Source organism: Mycobacterium sp. Aquia_216, assembly GCF_026723865.1.
Taxonomy (GTDB): Bacteria; Actinomycetota; Actinomycetes; order Mycobacteriales; family Mycobacteriaceae; genus Mycobacterium.
Genome location: NZ_CP113529.1, coordinates 3148455 through 3168349 on the forward strand (window position 1 = coordinate 3148455; position 19895 = coordinate 3168349).

Sequence of the window (19895 nt, forward strand, 5' to 3'; positions counted from 1 at the left end):
AGGATTGGCAGAGCGAGTGGTCGCACGGACCGCCACGCGTGTGGGGGAGTACATGGTCGAGGTACAGCAGACGCTGCACCCACGGGTGCGTGCCGTCTTGCGCACGGTGGCCCGGGCGTCGGCGCCCCGTCCCACGGCGGCCAAGAGGGCCGCCGAGGATCTGCGGCGAAGCCTGTGGCCGGCGGTTGCGGCCGAAATCCGCTGGGCGTTCACCCCGCCGCGCACCTGGCTGGCAGGCGTGCTGGCCAACCTGATCTTCGCGGTGGGATGGCTGGCGGTGCAGCCGCTGACGCTCGGCCGTCACCAGGACTGGGTGGTGCTGGTGGGCACCTACTTCTCGTCGTGGATCCTCGCCGATGTCACCACCACCAACCTGCTGGGGGCCGACCATTACCGTGTCATTCAGGCCGTCTCGGACGGGGTGCCGTTCTGGCGGGTGCTGCTGGTCAAGAACGTGGCTCTGCTGGTGATCGTCGGCCTGCCGACGTTGATCACCGCGGTGGTGTTGACCCTCTGGCTGGAAACTCCGGCGCGCCTCGCTGTCACGATTCCCACGGTCGCGGTGCCGATCGTGTCTTGGCTCGGCGTGGGAAACGTGTTCTCGGTGCTGCACCCGGTCAGCGTCGAGCCGCTGCTGCGGCGGTGGCGCCAGCGTGGCGACCGTCGCCGCACCCGCGCCTGGATCGTTGCGCTGACACTGCCCTACGCCGTGTACTACGTCGCGGACCCGATGAACGGGGTCGAGCATCAGGTGCTCTGGACACAGATTCCCGCGCTGATCTGGCCGGTGTTCGGCCGCGAAACGAAAAGCTTTGTGCACCTTGGTATTGCGCTGATCATGTGGGCGGTCGGAAGCGTCATGGCGGTGCTCTGGGTCCGCAAACACGGCCTGCGGATCCGCTGACCCGCTAGCCGGTAGGCGACGTCTCGGCAACCTTGCGCAACAGCGCCAGGGTTCGCGCGCGGGTTTCGTCGCCGTCGCCGAACGGATACGCCGCGAATTCGTCGACGCCGGCGGTGCGTATCTCGTCGATCCGGTCGGCGACGGCGGCCTCGTCACCGATGAGAGCGATCTCCTCGGGGCGGGCCGCACCCTCCCGGTCCAGCATCGCGCGATACGTCGGAAGTGTGCCGTAGATCGCGAATTGTTCGGCTGCCCGGGCCCTGGCACCGTTCGCGTCATCGGTGACACAGACGGGCAGGCCGGCCAGTACCTTGACAGCGCCTTCGGGGCGTCCGGCGGCGGCCGCGGCCTCACGCAAGGTGGGGCCGATGTGTTCGGCCAACGTCCTGGGCCCGGTCATCCAGGTAAATGTTCCTGCGGTGCGCCGAGCTGCCACGCGCAGCATCTGTGGCCCCATCGCGGCGATATACACCTGGGGCGCGGGGACATTGGACACCTGCAACGACCCATACGTCGTGACGAATTGTCCGGTGGCGTTGACTTCTTCACCGGTGAGCAGCGGGAGCACACCGTCGAGGTACTCGATCATCCGCCGCACCGGCTTTTCCCAGGGAATTCCCCACCAGTCCTCGCTGAAACTCGGGTGGGCCACCCCTAGCCCCAGCGTGAACCTACCACCCGACAGCGCGCTGAGGGTCAACGCACGCTGCGCGGTCAGCATCGGATGCGCGACCTGGATGGGCAGCACCCCGACACCCAACTCGATATCTGGCACCTCGCGTAGCGCGACGGCCTGGACACCCAGAAGATCTGTCTCCCAAGGTAATTGGGCTGTCCACATGCGTGAAAATCCCTCCTCGGAGACGCGCGCAACCTCGTCGATGTACGCGTTCACCACCGTGGGTCCGTCACCGTCGCCCAGCGAGGTAAAGACACTGATCTCCATCATCGCACCCTCTCGCCCTCTCGTCGTGTCCAGGCTCAGCCGAGCAAAGACAGCTGCCGCAAATCTTTGGCGTATTTGTCGATCAACTCCGCCGAGATATGCGGGATGTCTTTGTCGGGGCCGATCTTGTCCGCGCGCACCGCGGCGTGGAACACCTCGGTCGGTGCGGCAGCGCCCCGGACGGGCGTCTCCGGCTTGCGGAAGGCGTGCAGTAGTGGCAGCACCGACTGCTGACGCTGCCGCTCGGGCAAACCCGTCAACGCGGTCTGGAATCGGGTCAGCCACTCGTCGTAGTCGGCGATGCGCTGGATCTTGTTGCCGGCCCGAATCAGCCAGTCCACGAACACATCCAGCGAAATACCATCGTCGTGCGGGTTCATCACGTCAAACGAGCGGTAGCCGTCGCCGACTCGGGCGCCGATCGTGGTGATGGCGTCGGCGATGAAGTCGACCGGCAGGCCGTCGTAGTGCGCACGCGCCCGGCTGCCGACCCCGTCGTGTTCGTAAAACGAATGCGGCGCAATGCCCGTCACCAGCAGGCTGAAGATCAGCCGGGTAAACATGTCGGGCACGTTGAGCTGTCCTCGGTATCGGGTGTGGGCGAGGATCATGTCGGACCGGAACACCGCGACCGGCAGGCCGCACAGATCGTTGGCCTCCCTGAGCAACACCTCGCCGGCCCACTTGCTGTTCGCGTAACCGTTCGCGTAGTCGTCGTTGAGCGGCCGGTTGGGGCTCACCCGGCGGATGTCCCCGTCCTCCTGGAACTGGCCGGGCGGCACGGTCATCGCCACCGCAATGGTGGACAAGTAGGTGACCGGCTTGATCTTTGTGGTGATCGCAAGCCGGATAAGCTCCGCGGTCCCGACGACATTGGGCCCGAACAGTTGGTCGTAGGGCAGGACATGGTTGACCAGAGCGGCCGGGTGCACGATCAGGTCGACGGTGTCGGCCAGCCGTTGCCAGGTCGCGGGGTCCAGCCCCAGATTCTGGTCGGCGATATCGCCCGGCAGCACCTCGAGATGCCTAGCGGCGAGCTCGCGGAACCTGCTCAGCAGTTCGGGATCGCCACTGTCGAAGACCTTTTCCAATCGGGCGCCGGCCTCTTCGGCGTCGCGTCCGCGCACGATCGTGATCAGCTTGCCGCCCCGCTGGGAGAGTCGTTCCATCCACTCTAGGGTCAGGAATCGTCCCAGCCATCCGTTCGCACCGGTCAGTAGCACTGTATGCGGCGCGCCGGTCGTGTGTGGCAAAGATGCTGCAGTGTCTAAGGTTTGGACGTCGATGAACTTGTCTAGCGTCAGGTCGCCGGCCGAAACTACGGTGGCGCCTTGCCCGTGAACGGCCGCGAAGGTCGGACGCGCAACGCCGGCACCGCGCTGCGCGTCGATGTAGTCGGCGATCTTCGCGATGTTGTTGGCCGGGCTGGTGATCACCGAAACCGGAACCTCAATTCGGAAGATATCCGCCAGCAAGTGGGAGAACGTCAACGCGGACAACGAATCTCCGCCGAGGTCGGTGAAGTGGGCCTCGGGGTCTGCGTCCGAGGTCCCGAGCAGAGCGCGGCAGGCCCCGGCCAGCGTTTCCACCACCGGTCGGTCGGCCGCGGTCTCGCGCAGCACTCGGATCTCGTCCACCTGTGCGGCCGCGATTTCGGTGTAGAGCTGCTCGAGGGCTTCGCCGTAGCGTTCCTTGAGCCGGGGGCGTAGCTGCTTGCCCAAACCGGAGAGCAATCCGTTCTCGTCGGTGAACGGTTTGGTTTCCAGGATGAAGTCGACCGGCAGCTCATAGGATTGCAGCTGTGCGGCCGCCGCGGTCTGCCGAAGCGACTGGTGGATCGCCGCTTTCAGCGCCGGACTGTTGCCGTATTCGGCAAGCGCTTCGGGGGTGGGCACGACGACGGCCAGCAGGCTCGGCCGTTCGCTGTTTCCGTAGACGAAGATCTGTCGCACCAGTGGCGCACCGGCGTAGGTGGACTCCAGGTTCGCCACGGCGACGAACTCGCCCTGAGCAAGCTTGAGAACATTGTTGCGGCGGTCGACGTAGACCAGCCGGTCGGGTTCGATCTCGGCCATCACGTCACCGGTCTTGTAGTAACCGTCCTCGTCGAAAACCTGTGCGGTGATCTCCGGGCGCTTGTAGTAACCCGGTGTCATCGTGTCGGTTTTGACGAGCAATTCCCCGCGCGGGTACGGCCGGTCGGTGAGGAAGTAACCGAGCTCGGGGACGTCGACCAGCTTGTAGTCGATGACCTGTTTGCGGCTGATCACGCCGTCCCGGGTGAGCATGCCGGTCTCGGTCAGGCCGTAGCCGTCGAGGATGTGCGCGTCCAGTACCCAATCCAGGAACGTCTTCATTTCTCCGGCCAACGGAGCGCTACCGACGAAGCCGCCGAGAATGCGGCCGCCCAGCACGTGCTCGCGCACCTCGGTCGCCGCATCCTGCCGCGCGACCGCGGGATCTGCCCCCTCGGCGATCCCGCGGTCCACCGCACCGCGGTAGTGCTGGTACAGCATCTCCACCACGCGCGGAACCACGCCGAGCTCGGTGGGCCGCACCAGCGCCCAGTCTTCGAACAGGGTGGACAGATCGGACTCGGGGACGAAGTAGTTGGTGCCGCCGGCGATGAACGCCGACGCCAACGGCAGACGTCCCCCGAGGTGGTTCAGTGGCAGGAAATTCACGTTGAGCACCGGCAGTCCCGGCGTGAGGAAGAATCCCGATGTCCACACCTTGGCGATCGTTCGCTCGGTGTACATGGCGCCCTTGGGCGTTCCGGTGCTGCCCGAGGTGTACATGATCATCGCCAGGCGCTCGTCGCTGCCCTCGGTAAAGGCGGGAACGGCGCGCAGACGGCGGCCACGCTCGACGACGTCGTCGACCGTGGTAACGAGCACCTGAGCGCCCTTGCCCTGCAACCGAATACGAGTCTGTTCGAAGTTCTGCCGCTGATCGTCGACTTCGGGGTGGTAGTCGAAGACCATCAGCTGCCGCAGCGAGGAACTGGTCAGCACGGACTCCACCGCCAAATCGAGGTACTCGGCACTGACAGCGACGATCTTCGGTTCGCATTCCTCGATGATCGGGCGGAGCCGGGCTACCCCGGCGTTGTGTTGTAGCGGCACGGTTACCAGGCCCAAATAGGCGCAAACCATGTCGACGACCAGGTAGTCAGCGCTGGAGAATCCGACAGTCGCGACGACATCGCCTGCGGTGAGCGGGTTCTCGGCATCGTTGTGCCAGGCGCTGGCGATCGCGCGCACCCGGTCCCACACTTCGCGGTAGCTGATGGTTTCGAAACGCGGCTGCAGTTGTAGCGAGGTGCGGCCATTGGCATCGGTGACCAATTGGCGAGCGCGCTCGCCAAGCGCTGGACGATCGGCATAGCCCTCGACGATCGTCTCGAAGATCTCGGTGAGCCGTAGGCCCGGTGCGCAGGCCGCTTCGACGACTTCGGGAAGAGGAGCGGCAGCGCGGAACTGCGGATCATTGTCGAACAATTCGGCCACCCGCCGAGCCAGTCGCTCGTCTCGGTCGTCGCCCGTCTCGGTCAGTCGCGTGTCGTGCAGCGATCCGCTCGTCATGGTGTGTCCTTCCGCCTTTATTTGTTCTTCGAACCAGAACACCGCCCGGACGATGAGGGGGTTGCGCCCAGTGAGTGTGACCTTCGTTACGCGTCACGCCAAGGGCGGATAATCCGTATAGCCCAACGCGTCACCGGTGGAGACGAATTCCAAGCGGGGCGCGTTGAGTTCTGCGCCATAGGTCCATCGCCGCACCAGATCCGGATTCGCCAGATACGCACGGCCAATGGTCACGGCGTCCGCCGTGCCGGTCGTGACGGCGGCGACGGCTTCCTCACGGGTGGTCGTCGTCTCGAACCCGCGGTTGAGCAACAGGCGGTCCGGCCATCGGCGGCGCAACCACGAATAGATCGGGCGTTCGGGTGGAACCCGCGCGTGCAGATAGGCCAACCCCAATTCGCGGGCGTTCTTGGCCAGAATCAAGTGCGCCTCGAGATCCGGTTCCTGAATGTCGCTCTCCGGGTTGCCCGGCGAGATGTGCAACCCCAGCCGGTCGGGGCCGATCGCGTCGGCGACCGCACAGATGACCTCGCTGGGCAGCCGAGCGCGATCCTGGGCAGACCCACCGTAAGCGTCGCGACGGTAATTTGCGTCATAGCTGAGAAATTGGCTCAACAGATACCCGTTCGCGGCATGGATCTCCACGCCGTCGGCGCCGGCAGCACGTGCGCGGCGCGCTGAGGCAACGAAATCAGCTATCACGCAGCTTATTTCGCGGACGCTGAGTTCATGTGGGACACCCAAGACCTTCTTGCCGGCGTCCGTATGCACCGTGCCGGACGGCCTGATCGCCGACGGAGCGACGGGCCGTTGGCCGTGCAGGATGTCGGGATGCGAGATACGACCCGAGTGCATGAGTTGGAGCACAATTCGGCCGCCGGCCGCGTGGACCGCTTCCGCGACCCGCGCCCATCCGGCCTGCTGCGCGTCGGTGTGCAAACCCGGCTGTTTGGGGTACGCCTGCCCCCGCGCCGAGCAGAACGTGCCTTCGGTGATGATCAGGCCCGAACTGGCCCGCTGTGCGTAGTAATCGGCCATCAGCCGGGTGGGCACCCCATCGTCTGCCGCGCGGTTGCGGGTAATGGGTGCCATCAGGATTCGGTGCGGTGCGTACAACGCGCCCAATTGGATTGGGGCCAGCAAAGGATGGCCTGGTGGGAGTAGCCGCGGCGGTGCTGCGGTTCCGGTCGGATGCGACGTGCAAAGTCGTTGTGTTCGACCGGCAACAGCGAATCTTCGAGCCACGATTGTCCGCACCTTTCGTCCCCGGGAAATTGACCGCCACGACACGGACGTCGAAGCTGCCCGTTGACCGTGCGGACAACTCCATGGTGTCGCCGTCATACCGCCACGGCTAGGACACGTGTCCTATCGCATAAGAGGCGTTTCCTCCCACAGCGCCAGAAGTCGCCTTCGCCAGCTAACGGAAGTTCGGCGTGATCTCCTCGATCACCCACTGGGCGTACTCGAGATATTCGTCGACGCCGCCGAGGGCGGGAAAGGGAACGGTACTGACCGTCACGCCTTGCTCGGCGGGCCCAAGTGGCCGACCGCAGGAATCGGTCGTCATCCAAAATCGGCCGCATTGCGGTGTCCCGGCCAGCGGTCAGTGCCACGCAAGTCACAATTGCGTGTTGTTAGCCTGGCGAGGTGGCCCAGACCAGCGGAAAGCTGAACAAGGCGGTGCTTGCCGGCACGAGCTGGGCGCTCCTGGGCATGATGTCTTACGAAGAGGAGGTCTCCGGCTACGACCTGAAGAAGTGGATTGACTGGAGCGTCGACCTTTATTATTGGAGCCCCTCGTTCAGCCAGATCTACACCGAGTTGAAGAAGCTGGAAGGTCTGGGTCTGGTGACCTCGCGCGTCGAACGCGACGAGGGCACCCGCGCTCGCCGGCTGTACAAAATCACTCCGTCGGGGATGGACGCGGTCACCGAGTGGACCAACCATGCACCCGTGGATCCACCGGTGCTGAAGCACAGCGTGCTGCTACGAATTACGTTCGGGCATCTGAGTAACCCAGCTCGGCTCAAGGAATTGCTGCAGGAACACGTGGCGTACGCGGAAGCCAGACATCGCAAGGCTCTCGAGGATTCCGAGGGAGCCGAAGCCGAACCCGCGTGGGCGTATTCGGTGCTCGCACTGCGCTGGGCGGCCAAGTACTACGCCGCCGAGCGCGAGTTCGCGCTGGAGCTGATGAAGGAGATCGACGAAGCCGACGGCATCCTGCAAACGGCGCCCAAGGGTGATAACGGCAAACCACGGACCACGCCGGGATACTGGCGCGAGGTCGAAAAGCAGATCGAGGCCAAGCGCGAAGCCGACTAGTTGTACTGACCGGCGCCCGCCGCGTCCCGGGCGGCGATGTAGCCGTACACGAGTCCCTGCGCGATTGTCGCGCCCGCACCCGGATACGTGGTCCCGAACGCATTAGCGGCGGTATTGCCGATCGCGTACAAACCCTTGATCACCGCGCCGTCCTCGCGCAGCACCCGGCCCCGGTGGTCGGCTTTCAGTCCGCCGCATGTCCCGAGGTCGCTGAGCACCATCCGCACGGCATAGAACGGGCCCCTGGTCAGTCCGCGCAGGTTGGGGTTGGGGAATATCGTCGGGTCGCCGTAGTAGCGGTCGTAGGCACTGCGGCCCCGGCCGAAGTCGGGATCGGTTCCGGCAGCGGCATTTTGGTTGAAGGCAGTGACGGTCGCGGTGAACTCCGGAACCGGCACGCCGATTCGGGCGCCCAGTGCGGGGAAGTCGTCGGCACGCGCCGCGATGCCCGCGTCATACCACGGCCGCGGGATACGCATCCGCGGGAAGAGTTGCGCGCCAAAGACATAGCTATTGCGGTATTGCTGGTCGAAAACGATCCACATCGATTCGACCGAATTGCCCGAGCGTTCCATCTCGAGCAACCGCTGGCCGAAGGACATGTAGTCCGCCGATTCGTTGGCGAAGCGGCGGCCGCGCTGGTCCACGATGAGGCTGCCGGGAAGCGATCGTTCGGCCAGCATCACGGCGGGTGCCCCGCCGGGAAGCGGCGCCACGGCCGGGAACCACCACGCCTGGTCCATCAGATCGATCCCGCCGCCTAGTTCTTGTCCGGCGCGGATCCCGTCGCCGGTGTTGGCCGCCGCACCGAGGCTCAGGTTGGCGCCCAGTGACTCGGACTGGAATTTCCACCTCATGTCCATGCCGTGGTCGAAACCGCCGGTGGCCAAGATGACGCCGCGCCGAGCGGTGACCGTCACCTCGCGGCCGCCGTGCGTCACGACCGCGCCGCGAACGCGGTCCGCGTCGCCGTCGAGGCGCAGCAGGGTGGTGTCGGTCCACACCGGGATACCAGCGCGCAACACCCCCGCGAACAGGCCGGCCGCCAGGCCCTGCCCGCCCGCGGCGTAACGCCGGCCCAGCATCCGGCCGCCCACTCCCTGTGCCAGTCGCTTGCCGAACGTCGGGATTCCTTTACCCGGCACTCGCGCCACCAGATTCATCCACCGGTAGTCCGCACCCGTCGTCGGAATCGGGACGCTCACCTCCATCAAGCCCGGTTGCAACCGGGTGCGGTAGGCGCTGAGAACCGACGTGTCGAACGGGTGACACTCGCAGGTACGGCCCGCCGCGCTGCCACCGGGCTCCTCGGGGTGGTAGTCGGAATAGTCACGGGCCCAGAAGAATCGCAGGGCAGTCATTCGGCGCAGCATCTCGACCGTCGCGGACACGTGCGTCACGAATCCCGTCGAGCGCTGCCGCGGCGCCGAACCCGCGACCACCGAGTCCAGATAGGTGGTGGCGCGCTCCTGGGTGTCGCCGGCACCGGCCTCGGCCAGCACCGGACCCGCGGGCAGCCACAGCGCTCCGCCGGACCGGGCCGTCGAGCCGCCCACGTGCGACGCCTTCTCCACGACCAGCACCGACAGTCCGACTTCGTGAGCGGCCAGCGCCGCGGCCATGCCGGTGCCCGAACCCACTACCAGCAGGTCGACGGTGGTGTCGGCCACGGGTAGCCCGGTGGGGATCGTCGCGCTGTGTCCTGCCACGCCGAGCACGCTATGCCGCGGCGACAAGGCCTCGGAACAGTCGTCCTGATGAGTGGAACAGCTAATCCCCACCGGGTGCTCCGCGGAGTTGAATCATGCGCATGCATGACACCGACGAAGTTCGGCTTATCGAGGCCCAGGCCGCACCGACCCGGTTCGCCCGCGGCTGGCACTGCCTCGGCCTGACCCGAGATTTCGGCGACGGTAAGCCGCACGCGATCAACGCCTTCGGTCAGAAGCTGGTCGTCTTCCGAAGCGGGGACGGCAAGATCAACGTCCTGGACGGCTACTGCCGGCACATGGGTGGCGACCTCTCCCAGGGTGAGGTGAAGGGCGACGAGATCGCGTGCCCGTTCCACGACTGGCGCTGGGGCGGCGACGGGCGATGCAAGCAGGTGCCCTATGCACGGCGCGCACCCCGGCTGGCTCGCACCGCGACCTGGACGACGCTGGAGCAGGACGGCATGTTGTTCGTCTGGAACGACCCGGAGCGCAAACCACCACCGCCCGAGGTGACGATCCCGCGCATCGAAGGAGCCACCAGCGACGAGTGGACCGACTGGCATTGGTACACCACGATCGTGGGAAGCAACTGTCGCGAAATCATCGACAACGTCGTGGATATGGCGCACTTCTTCTACATCCACGGCGCATTGCCGACCTACTTCAAGAACATCTTCGAAGGACACGTCGCGACGCAGTACATGAACGGCGAGGGCCGTCCCGACATGGGGGGCACCGAAGGCGCACAGATGCTGGGCAACACGTCGGTGGCGTCCTACTTTGGGCCGTCCTTCATGATCGACGACCTGACCTACCACTACCGGCACGGCGACGCCCAGTCGATCCTGATCAACTGCCATTACCCGATCGACTCGAATTCCTTTGTGCTGCAATATGGCATCATTGTCAAGAAATCAGAGACGCTGTCCGGCGACGAGGCCATGCGGACCGCGATCACGCTCGGCGACTACATCAAGCTCGGCTTCGAGCAGGATGTCCAGATCTGGCGGCACAAGGCACGCATCGATAATCCGCTCCTGGTCGAGGAAGACGGCCCGGTCTACCAACTCCGGCGCTGGTATCAGCAGTTCTACGTCGACGCCGCCGAGGTCGAGCCGGATATGGTGGACCGCTTCGAGTTCGAGCTGGACACCTCCAGGCCTTATGAGGCGTGGATGAAAGAGGTGGAAGCGAACATGGCGGCCCAGGGAGCCGTGGCGGGCTCGGGGTGATGGCGTCCGATCCGGCCGTCCGGACCGACAATCGGCTCGACGAAATGCCGATGATGCCCGTGGCATGTCGCAGCTGCGGCGCACGAGTGCTGGTCCGCAAGAGCACCTGGAGCCAAACCAGCGTGCAGTGGAACGCCGACGCGACGGACCGATGCACCGAGCGCGCCGAAGCCCGGAAGGTGTCGGCGCACGCCAGCCGCGGTGTGTTCCTGGTGTGTTCGGCGCTGCGCGAGTCGATTCTCGACGCGGTGCGGCACGGGGAGCTGGCCATCGTCGACGATTAGCGTCGTCTGAGAAATCGTGTCCCTGGTCGCGTGATTCGGCCGCAAAGGTGCGCGACGCGGCCCGTGGCCTTGACTGCACCCGCCGAGCACCGGCTCAATGGATACCGATCGCTCGGTGCAATTCCCTTTGCAATGAAGGAGTTTCATGGTTGACAACACCGTCGACTATCTCGTGATCGGTGGCGGATCGGCTGGATGCGTGATGGCTACCCGTCTGGTCGAGCGCACGGGAATGCGGGTAGCGGTACTGGAAGCCGGACCCGGCAGCGGACCGGACGTTATGTACAGCGGGAACCCCCTCGACGCGATGGGATTGTGGAGATCCCCGGTGGACTGGGCGTTCAACACCACTGCCCAGGCCGGGCTCGACGGTGCGGTTCTCGGCTGCCCGCGTGGGAAGGTACTCGGCGGATCCAGCAGCATCAACGGCCTTGTTCACCTGCGAGGGCATGCTTCAAGCTACGACGCCTGGGAACAACACGGCGCCATTGGCTGGAATTACCAGACGATGCTGCCCTACCTCAAACGTAGTGAGCGCGCCGACGGCCGGGATCCCGAAGTCCGGGGGACAGCGGGTCCCATGCGGGTAGGGGAACTTCCGGCGGCGAATTCCCTTGCGCAAGCGGTGTATCAAGCAATGGTCGATGCCGGCTACCCGGAAAGCGCCGACCCCAACGGGAGAGAGGCAGAGGGTGTTTCGTGGCTGGAACAGAATGTCGTCGCGAACAAGCGGCAGAGCGCGGCCGACGCCTACTTGGGAGCCGTGCTCTCGGAACCCAATCTCACCGTCGTGACCGACGCCTACGTGCGGCAACTGGTGATGGACGGTTCGCGTTGTCGTGGCGCCCGATACACGAAAGACGGCCACAGTCACGACATCTATGCAGAACGCGAAGTCATCGTGTGCGCGGGCGCGATCGGCTCGCCAAAGGTGCTCATGTTGTCGGGAATCGGCCCAGCCGAACAACTGCGCAAACACGGTGTGCCAGTCGTTGTCGACCTCCCCGGTGTCGGCGAGAATCTGCACGATCATCCTTTCGCGTGGGTGTCCTATAGCGCTATGCGCTCCGCCGAGGAAACCCCCTTCCGCCGGCCTCATCTGCTAACCCGCAGCGACGAGCACGCTGAACCCGATGTGTTGGTGATATTTGCCGAAGCGGCCATCGAACCGCATTGGCAGGGTGCGAGTCCGGGGTTGTCCGTGGCGTTTTCGGTAGTGCGACCGATGAGTCGGGGGTCGGTGCGCCTGGGTGGCCCGGACCCGTTTGATTCGCCGTTGATCGACCCCGGATATCTGCGTGAACAGATCGATATCGATCGGATGGTCGTGGCGTTACGGCTGGCCCGCGACATCGCTCATAGCGCTGCGTTGACGCCGTGGCGCGGTACTGAACTTCTTCCCGGCGCAGAAGTGCGCAGCGATGAGGAATGCCGCGCGTTCCTGCGACGCAGCACGGATTCCTTCTTCCACCTGGCCGGCACGTGCCGAATCGGTACCGATGACCTTGCGGTGGTCGATCCAGAATTGCGGGTGCGCGGAGTTGAGGGTCTGCGGGTTGTCGATGCGTCGGTGATGCCCTCGCTGGTATCGGCGCCGACGAATGCGGCGGTACTGGGGATCGCCGAACGCGCAGCCGAGCTTATCGCCCCCGGTGGGGCGCTGGATACCGTTGTGCCGCAAGCATCTCCGACCCGACAGACTCTGGTTGGGTGAGCAGGTAAAAACGGCCGTCGGCGCCGGCGAAGGGATTCATGCGTACCGCAAGGCGGCCCGCGGCGCGGGAGCGTGCGACGGGGGGAGCAGGGGCCGCAGCGGCTGCAGGGTCGGAGCAACCCGCCGGGGGCCGTCCTCGACGTTGCGCCAGATGCCCATGGCCGTCATGCGCACCGGCGCGGTGAGCCGCTGATCGAACATCATGCGCGTCATCGGGCCACAGACCGACACCGCGGCCAATACTTCTTGGGCCTCACCCGGAACGCCGATAGGCGCTGCGACACAGCCGAATCCGAGTAACGACTCCTCGCGCTCGAAGGCCACACCGTGGGCGCGCACCTTGGCCAATTCCGCGGTCAACTGCGAGCTGGTGCAGACCGAGTACTTGGTCTTGCGAACCTGCAGATCGACGTGCGCCTGGTCGCCGTAGGCCAGGATCGCCTTGCCCACGGCGGTGCAGTGCGCGGGTTGCCGTCCGCCGACCCGGGTGGGAATGGCGTCGGCCATCCGGCCGCCGACCTTGTCCAGGTAGACCACGTCAGGTCCGTCCAGCACCGCGAGGTGCGCGACAAGTCCAGTGGCGCGGTGTAATTCGTTCAACAGTGGGCCGGCCGCTCGCACCAGGCGGTCCTGATGCACGGCGAGCGAACCGAGTTCCACCAGGCGCATGCCGAGCTCGTAGTCGCGTCCGGTGCGGCGCAGCCAGCGCAGCTGCACCAGGCGTTCCAGCATCCGGTGCGCGGAGGAGCGTGGCAGACCGGTGCGCCGGACGATCTGGGCCAGCGTCAGCCGTCCCGGTCCGTCGAACGCGTCGAGGAGCAGCGAGATGCGGTCGATGACGGCCGTGGGCGTGCTTGGTTCGGCGGTCGCGACGGAGCGCACGGTCCCTGACATCGGTCCTCCACGGCTATCTGGCTGACATATTCCTATTAGGAATATCTGTTTGTACCACACAGTTGTGGCCGCTGTCACACTCCATGCGGCAAGGAAAGGCCCGCGCGAACCAGGGCTGATCAGCCTTTGGCCGCCGACCGCCCGGCACGGCGTCCATAGAAACTGCCGTCACCGAGTGACACGCCGCTGGCATAACCCCAAGCGGCCAGTCCAGCGGTCGAACGGCCCGCGGCGAAGAGCCCCGGAATGGGTTCGCCACTGACGTGCAGCACCTCTGCGTCCAGAGTGGTGGCCAGCCCGCCTAAGGTGAAACCACCGGTGTTCTCGCGCAGGTCGATCGCGCCGACCGGGCTACCGATCGGCTTGATCCACTCCGGCTTCTTGTGCAGCAACGGATCCTCACCGCGTGCGGCGCCGTCGTTGTAGGCAGCGACGGTCGCCTGCAGTGAACCGCGCGCCAAGCCGATATCGTGCTCCAAATCCGCCACATCGTCGGCCACCCAGGTCGGCTGCCGCAGCATGAACTTGGGTGACCACGAGCCCATCGCCTCTTGCTGGGCGTCGTCGTCGATGATCAGGTAGGCGATGTTGTCCTGGTGGTAGAGCGTGAGCTGCCCGATGCGGCCGGGGTAGGTGTCCTCGGCGACGTAGCGCTGACCGCGGCCATTGACCAGGATGCCGCGCACCAGCTGCTGCGGGTCGATGAAGATCGCGACCTCGGTGGCGTCCATATGGGCCAGATCGGCGCCCAGCGCCTGCGCCATCCGGATCGCCTGTCCGTCGTGCTGCTCGATCGACGCGGCCGGGCGGCCCGCGATCCGGGGTGCGTAGCGCGCCACCATCGCGTCGTTGTAGGCGAAGCTTCCCGTCGCGAGCACCACCCCGGTGCGCGCCCGGATCATCATCTCCGTGCCGTACCGGCGGGCGCGGATGCCGACCACCCTGCCGTCGGACTCAACGATCAGACACTGCACCCGCACGTCGTACAGTGCGCGTGCGCCCGCTGAGGTAGCGGTTTCGACCAGCGGCTTCATCAGCATGTAGCCGGCGCTGGCTTCGCCCTGCTTTTTGTTCTGCATCTGCGGCACGTGTCCGCGCGGCGCCGGGGAGGCGATGGTGTTGAACGGATAGGAGTTTTCGCCGCCGCTGTACATCAACCCCTGATCGCCCATCGGCTCCCAGCCGGGCTGGGAAAAGAACTCCGCCTTGAACGGCACGCCGCATCCGACGAGCCACTCGAAATGCGCGACGCTGCCGGCGCAGTAATCGGCGATCCGGTTTTCGTCGGCACCCGGTCCCATCGCCACATTCAGGAATGCCGCCATGTTGTCCACGGAATCGGTGAAACCACAGGCCTTTTGCAGCGGAGTGCCACCACCGAGGTAGATGAACCCGCCGGCCATCGCCGCCGCGCCGCCCCAGGAACCGGTGCGTTCGAGCACCAACACGTCGGCGCCGGAGCGGACCGCTTCGACCGCGGCCGCCGCGCCCGCGACGCCGTAACCGGCGATGACGACATCGGCCTCGTGGTCCCACGTGGTGATCGAGGACGCCGCGACGGGCGTGACGTCGGATTCGGGTGTCATAGCCGCATCGCCGCGGGCATTTCGCCGACCCACTGGTGGCCCCAGTAGCTGTCTGCGGTGATTTCCTCGGCCGTGTAATGGTTTTCGTCGACCCGCATGCCTTCGGTGCCGAACTCGATATCCCAATCGCCGGGTGCCCGGACGTAGAAGGAGATCATCTTGTCATTGGTGTGGCGGCCGAGCGTGGACGACAACTGGAAGCCCTCGGCGTTGACCCGGTCCAGCGCCTGGCCCACCGCGTCGAGAGTGTCGGCCTCGACCATGATGTGGACCAGGCGTGGGTCGCGCATATGCGCGGCCGGCACGATCGCCAGGCTGTGGTGGCGTTCGTTGATGCCGAGGAAGCGAACCCGCACTGGGCCAAACTCTTTCGGCAACGGCACCCGGAATGCGCCGCGGGACAGGAAACCGAGGACCTCGGTGTAGAAGTCGAACACCCCGTTGGGATCCATCGCGGGCACCACCACATGGCCTAGGCCCTGATCGCCGGTGACGAACCTCGCCCCGAACGGGGCGACCACCGGGCTGTGATCAAGCACCGCACCGTGGAACACCTCGAGCGTGGTGCCGGCCGGATCCTCGAAAGTGATCACCTCTTCCACCCGGCGAGCCTCGGCCTCCTCGACGGACAACTGCTTGAACGGCACCCCGGCCCCGTCGAGAGCGGATTTGATCCGCTGCAGCGCCGGGTGGTCGCGCACCTCCCAGCCGATGGTGAGCACCCGATCGGTTTGACCCGGCACCACGATCAGTCGCGCCGCGCGCTCATCCATCCGCAGGTAGAGCGCGGACTCATCGGGACCCTTACCTTCGGCGAAACCCAGGACGCCGAATGCGAAGCGGCGCCAGCGGTCGATGTCGTTGGTCGAGATGGTGATGTAGCCCAGGCTTTTCAGATCGCTCACGGCAACTCCTGCTCAGATCAACGCCCGCAGCGGACCCTCGGGCGGTTCGACGCCCAGCGAGCTTAGTGCCGCCGCATGGTAGGTCGTTCCGGGGACGTGGATGGCATGCATCTGGCCGACGTGCACGTCGCGCCAATACCGTTGCAGCGGTTTGTCCATCCGCGATGCATTGCCGCCCGAGCGAGCGAAGATCTCGTCGACCGCCGCTACCGCGCGCCATACCGCGCGAACCTGCGTGCGGCGCCCGGCCGCCCGGTCGGCGAACGACACCTCCTTGCCGGCCGCGACCATGTCATAGATTCGGTCTGCATTGGCCAGCAGTTCCTGGCGGGCGGCGTTGATGTCGGCGGCGGCCTCGCCGATCGCGTGCATGACGTAGGGGTCGTCCTTGATTGCGGTTCCCGTCGCGCCGACTCGCTCCCGCTGATAGTCCAGGTGCGCGGCGAGCGCTCCCTCGGCGATGCCGATGGTCGCCGCGGAGATGCCCAGCGGGAACATCGTCGACCACGGCATCAGATACAGCGGCTCGGTCATGCCCGCCTCACGTTGGGCGGTGCCGTCCATCACCTTCGTCGCGTCCATGGTCCGGTAGCTCGGGACGAACGCGTCGGAGACGATGACGTCCTTGGAGCCGGTTCCGCGCAGCCCCACCACATTCCACGAGTCCTCGACGATCTCGTAGTCCTTGCGCGGCAGGATCATGTGCAGCATCTGCGGCGGCATCAACGGAATGCCCTTCTCGTCGCCGCGCATCGCGCCCAGGATGATCCAGTCGCAATGGTCGGTGCCCGAGCTGAACTGCCAGCGGCCGTTGAAGATGAAGCCGCCGTCGACGGGTTTGGCCACACCCTGCGGCGCGTACGGGGAGGCCATCCACGTGTCGACATCGTCGGCCCAGATTTCGGCGGCGACTTTCGGGTCCGCGTAGGCCAACTGGTAGGGGTGCACCCCCACCACACCGACGATCCAGCCGGCGGCAGGATCCAGCGCCGCGGTGGCCATCGTCGTTTCGGCGAACTCGCGCGGGTGCACCTCGAAGCCTTGGTATTGCTTGGTCTGCAGCAGCCGGATCAGGCCGGCGCCCTTCATCAGCTTCACGGTGTCGTCGGTGAGCCGGCCGATTCGTTCGGCTTCGGCGGCCTGGTCGCGCAACTGGTCGGCCATGGCCACTACCCGGTCGAGTACCCGGTCGCTCATATCGTTGTCCTTACGTGTGTGGGCTATGTAATGGTCTACCGCAGTCCCCGCTCGTCCCCAAGGAAATCCCGATGAGCGGGCGGACGTTCTCGGCCGGTCCGGTTGACCTTGCAATAGTTGGACGATGTCCTTTTGTGACAGTAATTCGTCATTGCGGACAGTCTGGCCGCTCGTGATGCTGAACGTATGAACGCGGAGCCTTCGCACCTGGTCGTCGTCACGGTATTTCCGGGTGTCGATGCGGTGGACGTCGCTGGCCCGGCCGAGGTGTTTGCTATGGCCAACCTCGCGCTGCCAGCGGGCGCGCCGCGTTACGACGTGCGGGTGATCGCCAGTGACCGCGAGGTCGTGCCGACGTTTTCCGGCCTGCGCGTGCACGTCGACCAGACTTTCGGGGAGCTACGTGAACGACCCGACACCGTCGTGGTGACCGGCCGCGTCGATGTGACACCTGAAGGCCACCCCGTCCCGGTCGTCGACGAGCCCGTGACCAGCTGGCTGCGCGAGCACGGTTCGGCGGCTGCTCGTATCGCGGCCGTGTGCGCCGGTAGCCATATCGCCGCGTCGGCCGGCTTGCTCGACGGTCATCGCGCGACCACCCATTGGGGCACTGCCGCCCAGCTCGCCGCCGAATACCCGATGATCGAAGTCGACCCCGACCCCATCTTCGTCCGGTCCGGGCGGATGTGGACCAGCGCGGGGATCACCGCCTCGATGGACCTGGCGCTCGCCCTGGTCGGCGACGACCACGGCGACGAGATCGCCCTGAAGGTTGCGCAATTCATGGTGATGTATGTGCAACGACCCGGCGGACAAAGCCAATTCAGCGCCGCACTCTCGGTACCGGCCGGAAACCGCGCCGATCTCGCCGAGTTGCGGCGCTGGATCTCTTCCCATCTGAGCGAAGACCTGTCGGTGGCCGCCTTGGCGAGCCGGGTGGCGGTGACGCCCCGTCACCTCGCCCGGATATTCCACGCCGATGTTGGGGTGACCCCCGGCGAGTTCGTCGAGCGGATGCGGATCGAGAATGCGCGCCGCCTGCTGGAGCGCACCGATCTAACACCGGCGCGCATCGCCTCCGAAAGCGGCCTGGGTTCGGCGGAAACCCTCTACCGACTGTTTCGCAGCCGGCTGGGAACCACCCCGCGTGAATACCGCCAACGGTTTACCCCCTCGGCGACCTAGTTCACCGACCTCCGCATCTGTGGTCAACCACACAGGCGTATAAAACAACGAAAGGGCTTGCTGTGCAACAGATTTTCGTCGAGCTGTACAAGTACCGCCAGGAGTGGATCGACCTGGGCGTCGCCGAACGCGAATCGTTCGTCGGGCGGCTTGCCGGGGCGCTGGTGGGCCTACAAGCCCAAGGGGTGGAGGTCTTGGGCTACGGCGTCAACGACCTCGACACCGACCGCCGAGCGGCGTACGACTTCTTCAGCGTCTACCGAGTACCCGACGTGCAAATACAACGCCTCTTCGAGGCCGGCATCGCCGCCTCAGGCTGGTATGACTACTTCGACCAGATCAACGTCAGCGGTGCCGCCCTCACCCCAGCCGGCGCATTGATGAAAAACGTCCTGCTGCAGCCGGCGCAACGGCAAGGGCCGGCGATCGCGCCGGTTTCGAGGTATGCGAAGAAGTCCGCCACCGTCAACGGTCACACCATGACCTATATCGAGGAAGGCGAGGGCATGCCGGTCGTGTTCGTCCACGGCGACATGATGTCGTCGTTCCTGTGGCACAACGTCATTCCCTACATCGCCGACAATCATCGCGCCATCGCCGTGGACCTGATCGGTGCCGGTGACTCCGACAAACTGCCCCCGAAGGGCGATGGAACGTACAGCTTCGACACCCACGCCCGTTATCTCAGCGGACTACTGGACGCCCTGGAGCTCGGCGACGGTGTCGTGTTGGTGGGTCACGACTGGGGAGCCAACCTCGTCTTCGACTGGGCGATGAAACATGAACAACGCGTGCGGGCACTCGTATTCAGCGAAGCCCTGCTTCCGCCATTCGACTGGTCGGACTGGCCCGCCATGGTGCGGGACGGATTCAAATACCTGCGCACCCCGGAAGGCGGCCAAGATGTCCTGAACCACAACTTTTTCATTAACACCGCACGCGACAACATGCTTCGCGTGCTGACCCACCAGGAATGGGACGAGATCGTGCGGCCCTATGCCAATCCCGGCGAAGACCGTCGCCCCACACTGGACTGGCCCCGGTCGGTGCCCTTCGGCGACGATGACACCGAGATACGTCGCGTCCTCGAACAACAAGCGGCGTGGCTGGCCGAAACTCCCATCCCCAAACAGCACCTGGCCGGCACGCCAGGTGGCATAGAAATGGTCGGTGGGCGCCGACGCGACACCATCGGCACCTTCCCGAATCTGACCGTCACCGAGGTGCAAGGGCTGCACTGGACACCTCTGGACGACCCGCACGCCCTCGGCGACGGACTGAAGCGCTGGCTCACGGCTTTGGAGGCAACACAACGCTAAAAGAACCAACCCAGCTCGCGCCTCACGCAAGCCGCAGGCTCGGCCAATCTCTGACGACTTGACAGTTCAAAGCACCGAGGTCTCTGTGCATGAGACCCTGACTTG

At 65.5% G+C, this 19895-nt stretch carries 15 protein-coding genes and 1 pseudogene; 7 read left to right on the forward strand and 9 right to left on the reverse strand.

The genetic code is table 11. The annotated features are described in order from the left end of the window. Positions 1–52: 52 nt before the first annotated feature. Positions 53–904: a hypothetical protein gene (locus OK015_RS14600; protein ID WP_268132746.1), complete on the forward strand. Its 852-nt coding sequence runs from the start codon at positions 53–55 to the stop codon at positions 902–904. Between the two features lie 4 nt (positions 905–908). On the opposite strand, the gene OK015_RS14605 is transcribed toward OK015_RS14600, so the two are convergent. From OK015_RS14605 to OK015_RS14620, 4 genes and pseudogenes are all read right to left on the reverse strand, one after another. Beyond that, positions 909–1850: a TIGR03564 family F420-dependent LLM class oxidoreductase gene (locus tag OK015_RS14605; protein WP_268132748.1), complete on the reverse strand. Its 942-nt coding sequence runs from the start codon at positions 1848–1850 to the stop codon at positions 909–911. Between the two features lie 35 nt (positions 1851–1885). After that, positions 1886–5434 carry a carboxylic acid reductase gene (car, locus tag OK015_RS14610; protein ID WP_268123819.1) on the reverse strand — a complete coding sequence of 1183 codons (3549 nt, stop codon included), beginning with the start codon at positions 5432–5434 and terminating at the stop codon, positions 1886–1888. A gap of 93 nt (positions 5435–5527) precedes the next feature. Beyond that, positions 5528–6526 carry an alkene reductase gene (locus OK015_RS14615; RefSeq protein ID WP_268123821.1) on the reverse strand — a complete coding sequence of 333 codons (999 nt, stop codon included), beginning with the start codon at positions 6524–6526 and terminating at the stop codon, positions 5528–5530. A gap of 328 nt (positions 6527–6854) precedes the next feature. Continuing rightward, positions 6855–6968: pseudogene (locus tag OK015_RS14620) on the reverse strand (TIGR03619 family F420-dependent LLM class oxidoreductase); the annotation flags it as partial. Between the two features lie 182 nt (positions 6969–7150). On the opposite strand from OK015_RS14620, the gene OK015_RS14625 reads away from it, so the two are divergent. Then, positions 7151–7762 (forward strand): PadR family transcriptional regulator, encoded by a 612-nt coding sequence (locus OK015_RS14625; protein WP_268132750.1) that lies wholly within the window; start codon positions 7151–7153, stop codon positions 7760–7762. Here the strand turns inward: OK015_RS14625 and OK015_RS14630 are convergent. Further along, positions 7759–9471, reverse strand: coding sequence for a 3-ketosteroid-delta-1-dehydrogenase (locus OK015_RS14630; RefSeq protein ID WP_268123824.1), 1713 nt, complete (start codon positions 9469–9471; stop codon positions 7759–7761). The genes OK015_RS14625 and OK015_RS14630 overlap by 4 nt on opposite strands. A gap of 101 nt (positions 9472–9572) precedes the next feature. Between OK015_RS14630 and OK015_RS14635 the strand changes: the two genes are divergently transcribed. The 3 genes from OK015_RS14635 to OK015_RS14645 all read left to right on the forward strand — a co-directional run bounded on the left by OK015_RS14635 (position 9573) and on the right by OK015_RS14645 (position 12704). Then, positions 9573–10706, forward strand: coding sequence for a Rieske 2Fe-2S domain-containing protein (locus tag OK015_RS14635; RefSeq protein WP_268123826.1), 1134 nt, complete (start codon positions 9573–9575; stop codon positions 10704–10706). Continuing rightward, positions 10706–10990 (forward strand): ferredoxin, encoded by a 285-nt coding sequence (locus OK015_RS14640; RefSeq protein WP_268123828.1) that lies wholly within the window; start codon positions 10706–10708, stop codon positions 10988–10990. The genes OK015_RS14635 and OK015_RS14640 overlap by 1 nt, the downstream gene beginning before the upstream one ends. 145 nt (positions 10991–11135) lie before the next feature. Further along, positions 11136–12704 carry a GMC family oxidoreductase gene (locus tag OK015_RS14645; RefSeq protein WP_268123830.1) on the forward strand — a complete coding sequence of 523 codons (1569 nt, stop codon included), beginning with the start codon at positions 11136–11138 and terminating at the stop codon, positions 12702–12704. Between the two features lie 36 nt (positions 12705–12740). On the opposite strand, the gene OK015_RS14650 is transcribed toward OK015_RS14645, so the two are convergent. From OK015_RS14650 to OK015_RS14665, 4 genes are all read right to left on the reverse strand, one after another. Continuing rightward, entirely contained in the window at positions 12741–13598 is an 858-nt protein-coding gene (locus OK015_RS14650; protein ID WP_268123832.1) for an IclR family transcriptional regulator, read from the reverse strand. 119 nt (positions 13599–13717) lie between these two features. Continuing rightward, positions 13718–15184 (reverse strand): FAD-dependent oxidoreductase, encoded by a 1467-nt coding sequence (locus OK015_RS14655; protein ID WP_268123834.1) that lies wholly within the window; start codon positions 15182–15184, stop codon positions 13718–13720. Next, positions 15181–16089: a biphenyl-2,3-diol 1,2-dioxygenase gene (gene bphC, locus OK015_RS14660; protein ID WP_268123836.1), complete on the reverse strand. Its 909-nt coding sequence runs from the start codon at positions 16087–16089 to the stop codon at positions 15181–15183. Before bphC ends, OK015_RS14655 begins: the two co-directional genes overlap by 4 nt. Positions 16090–16101: 12 nt before the next feature. Beyond that, positions 16102–17286 (reverse strand): acyl-CoA dehydrogenase family protein, encoded by a 1185-nt coding sequence (locus tag OK015_RS14665; protein ID WP_268123838.1) that lies wholly within the window; start codon positions 17284–17286, stop codon positions 16102–16104. A gap of 186 nt (positions 17287–17472) precedes the next feature. Here OK015_RS14665 and OK015_RS14670 point away from each other — a divergent pair, with 186 nt between their 5' ends. Together OK015_RS14670 and OK015_RS14675 are read left to right on the forward strand one after the other, a co-directional pair. Continuing rightward, positions 17473–18471 (forward strand): GlxA family transcriptional regulator, encoded by a 999-nt coding sequence (locus tag OK015_RS14670; RefSeq protein ID WP_268123840.1) that lies wholly within the window; start codon positions 17473–17475, stop codon positions 18469–18471. A gap of 62 nt (positions 18472–18533) precedes the next feature. Beyond that, positions 18534–19790 (forward strand): haloalkane dehalogenase, encoded by a 1257-nt coding sequence (locus OK015_RS14675; protein ID WP_268123842.1) that lies wholly within the window; start codon positions 18534–18536, stop codon positions 19788–19790. Positions 19791–19895: the final 105 nt, after the last annotated feature.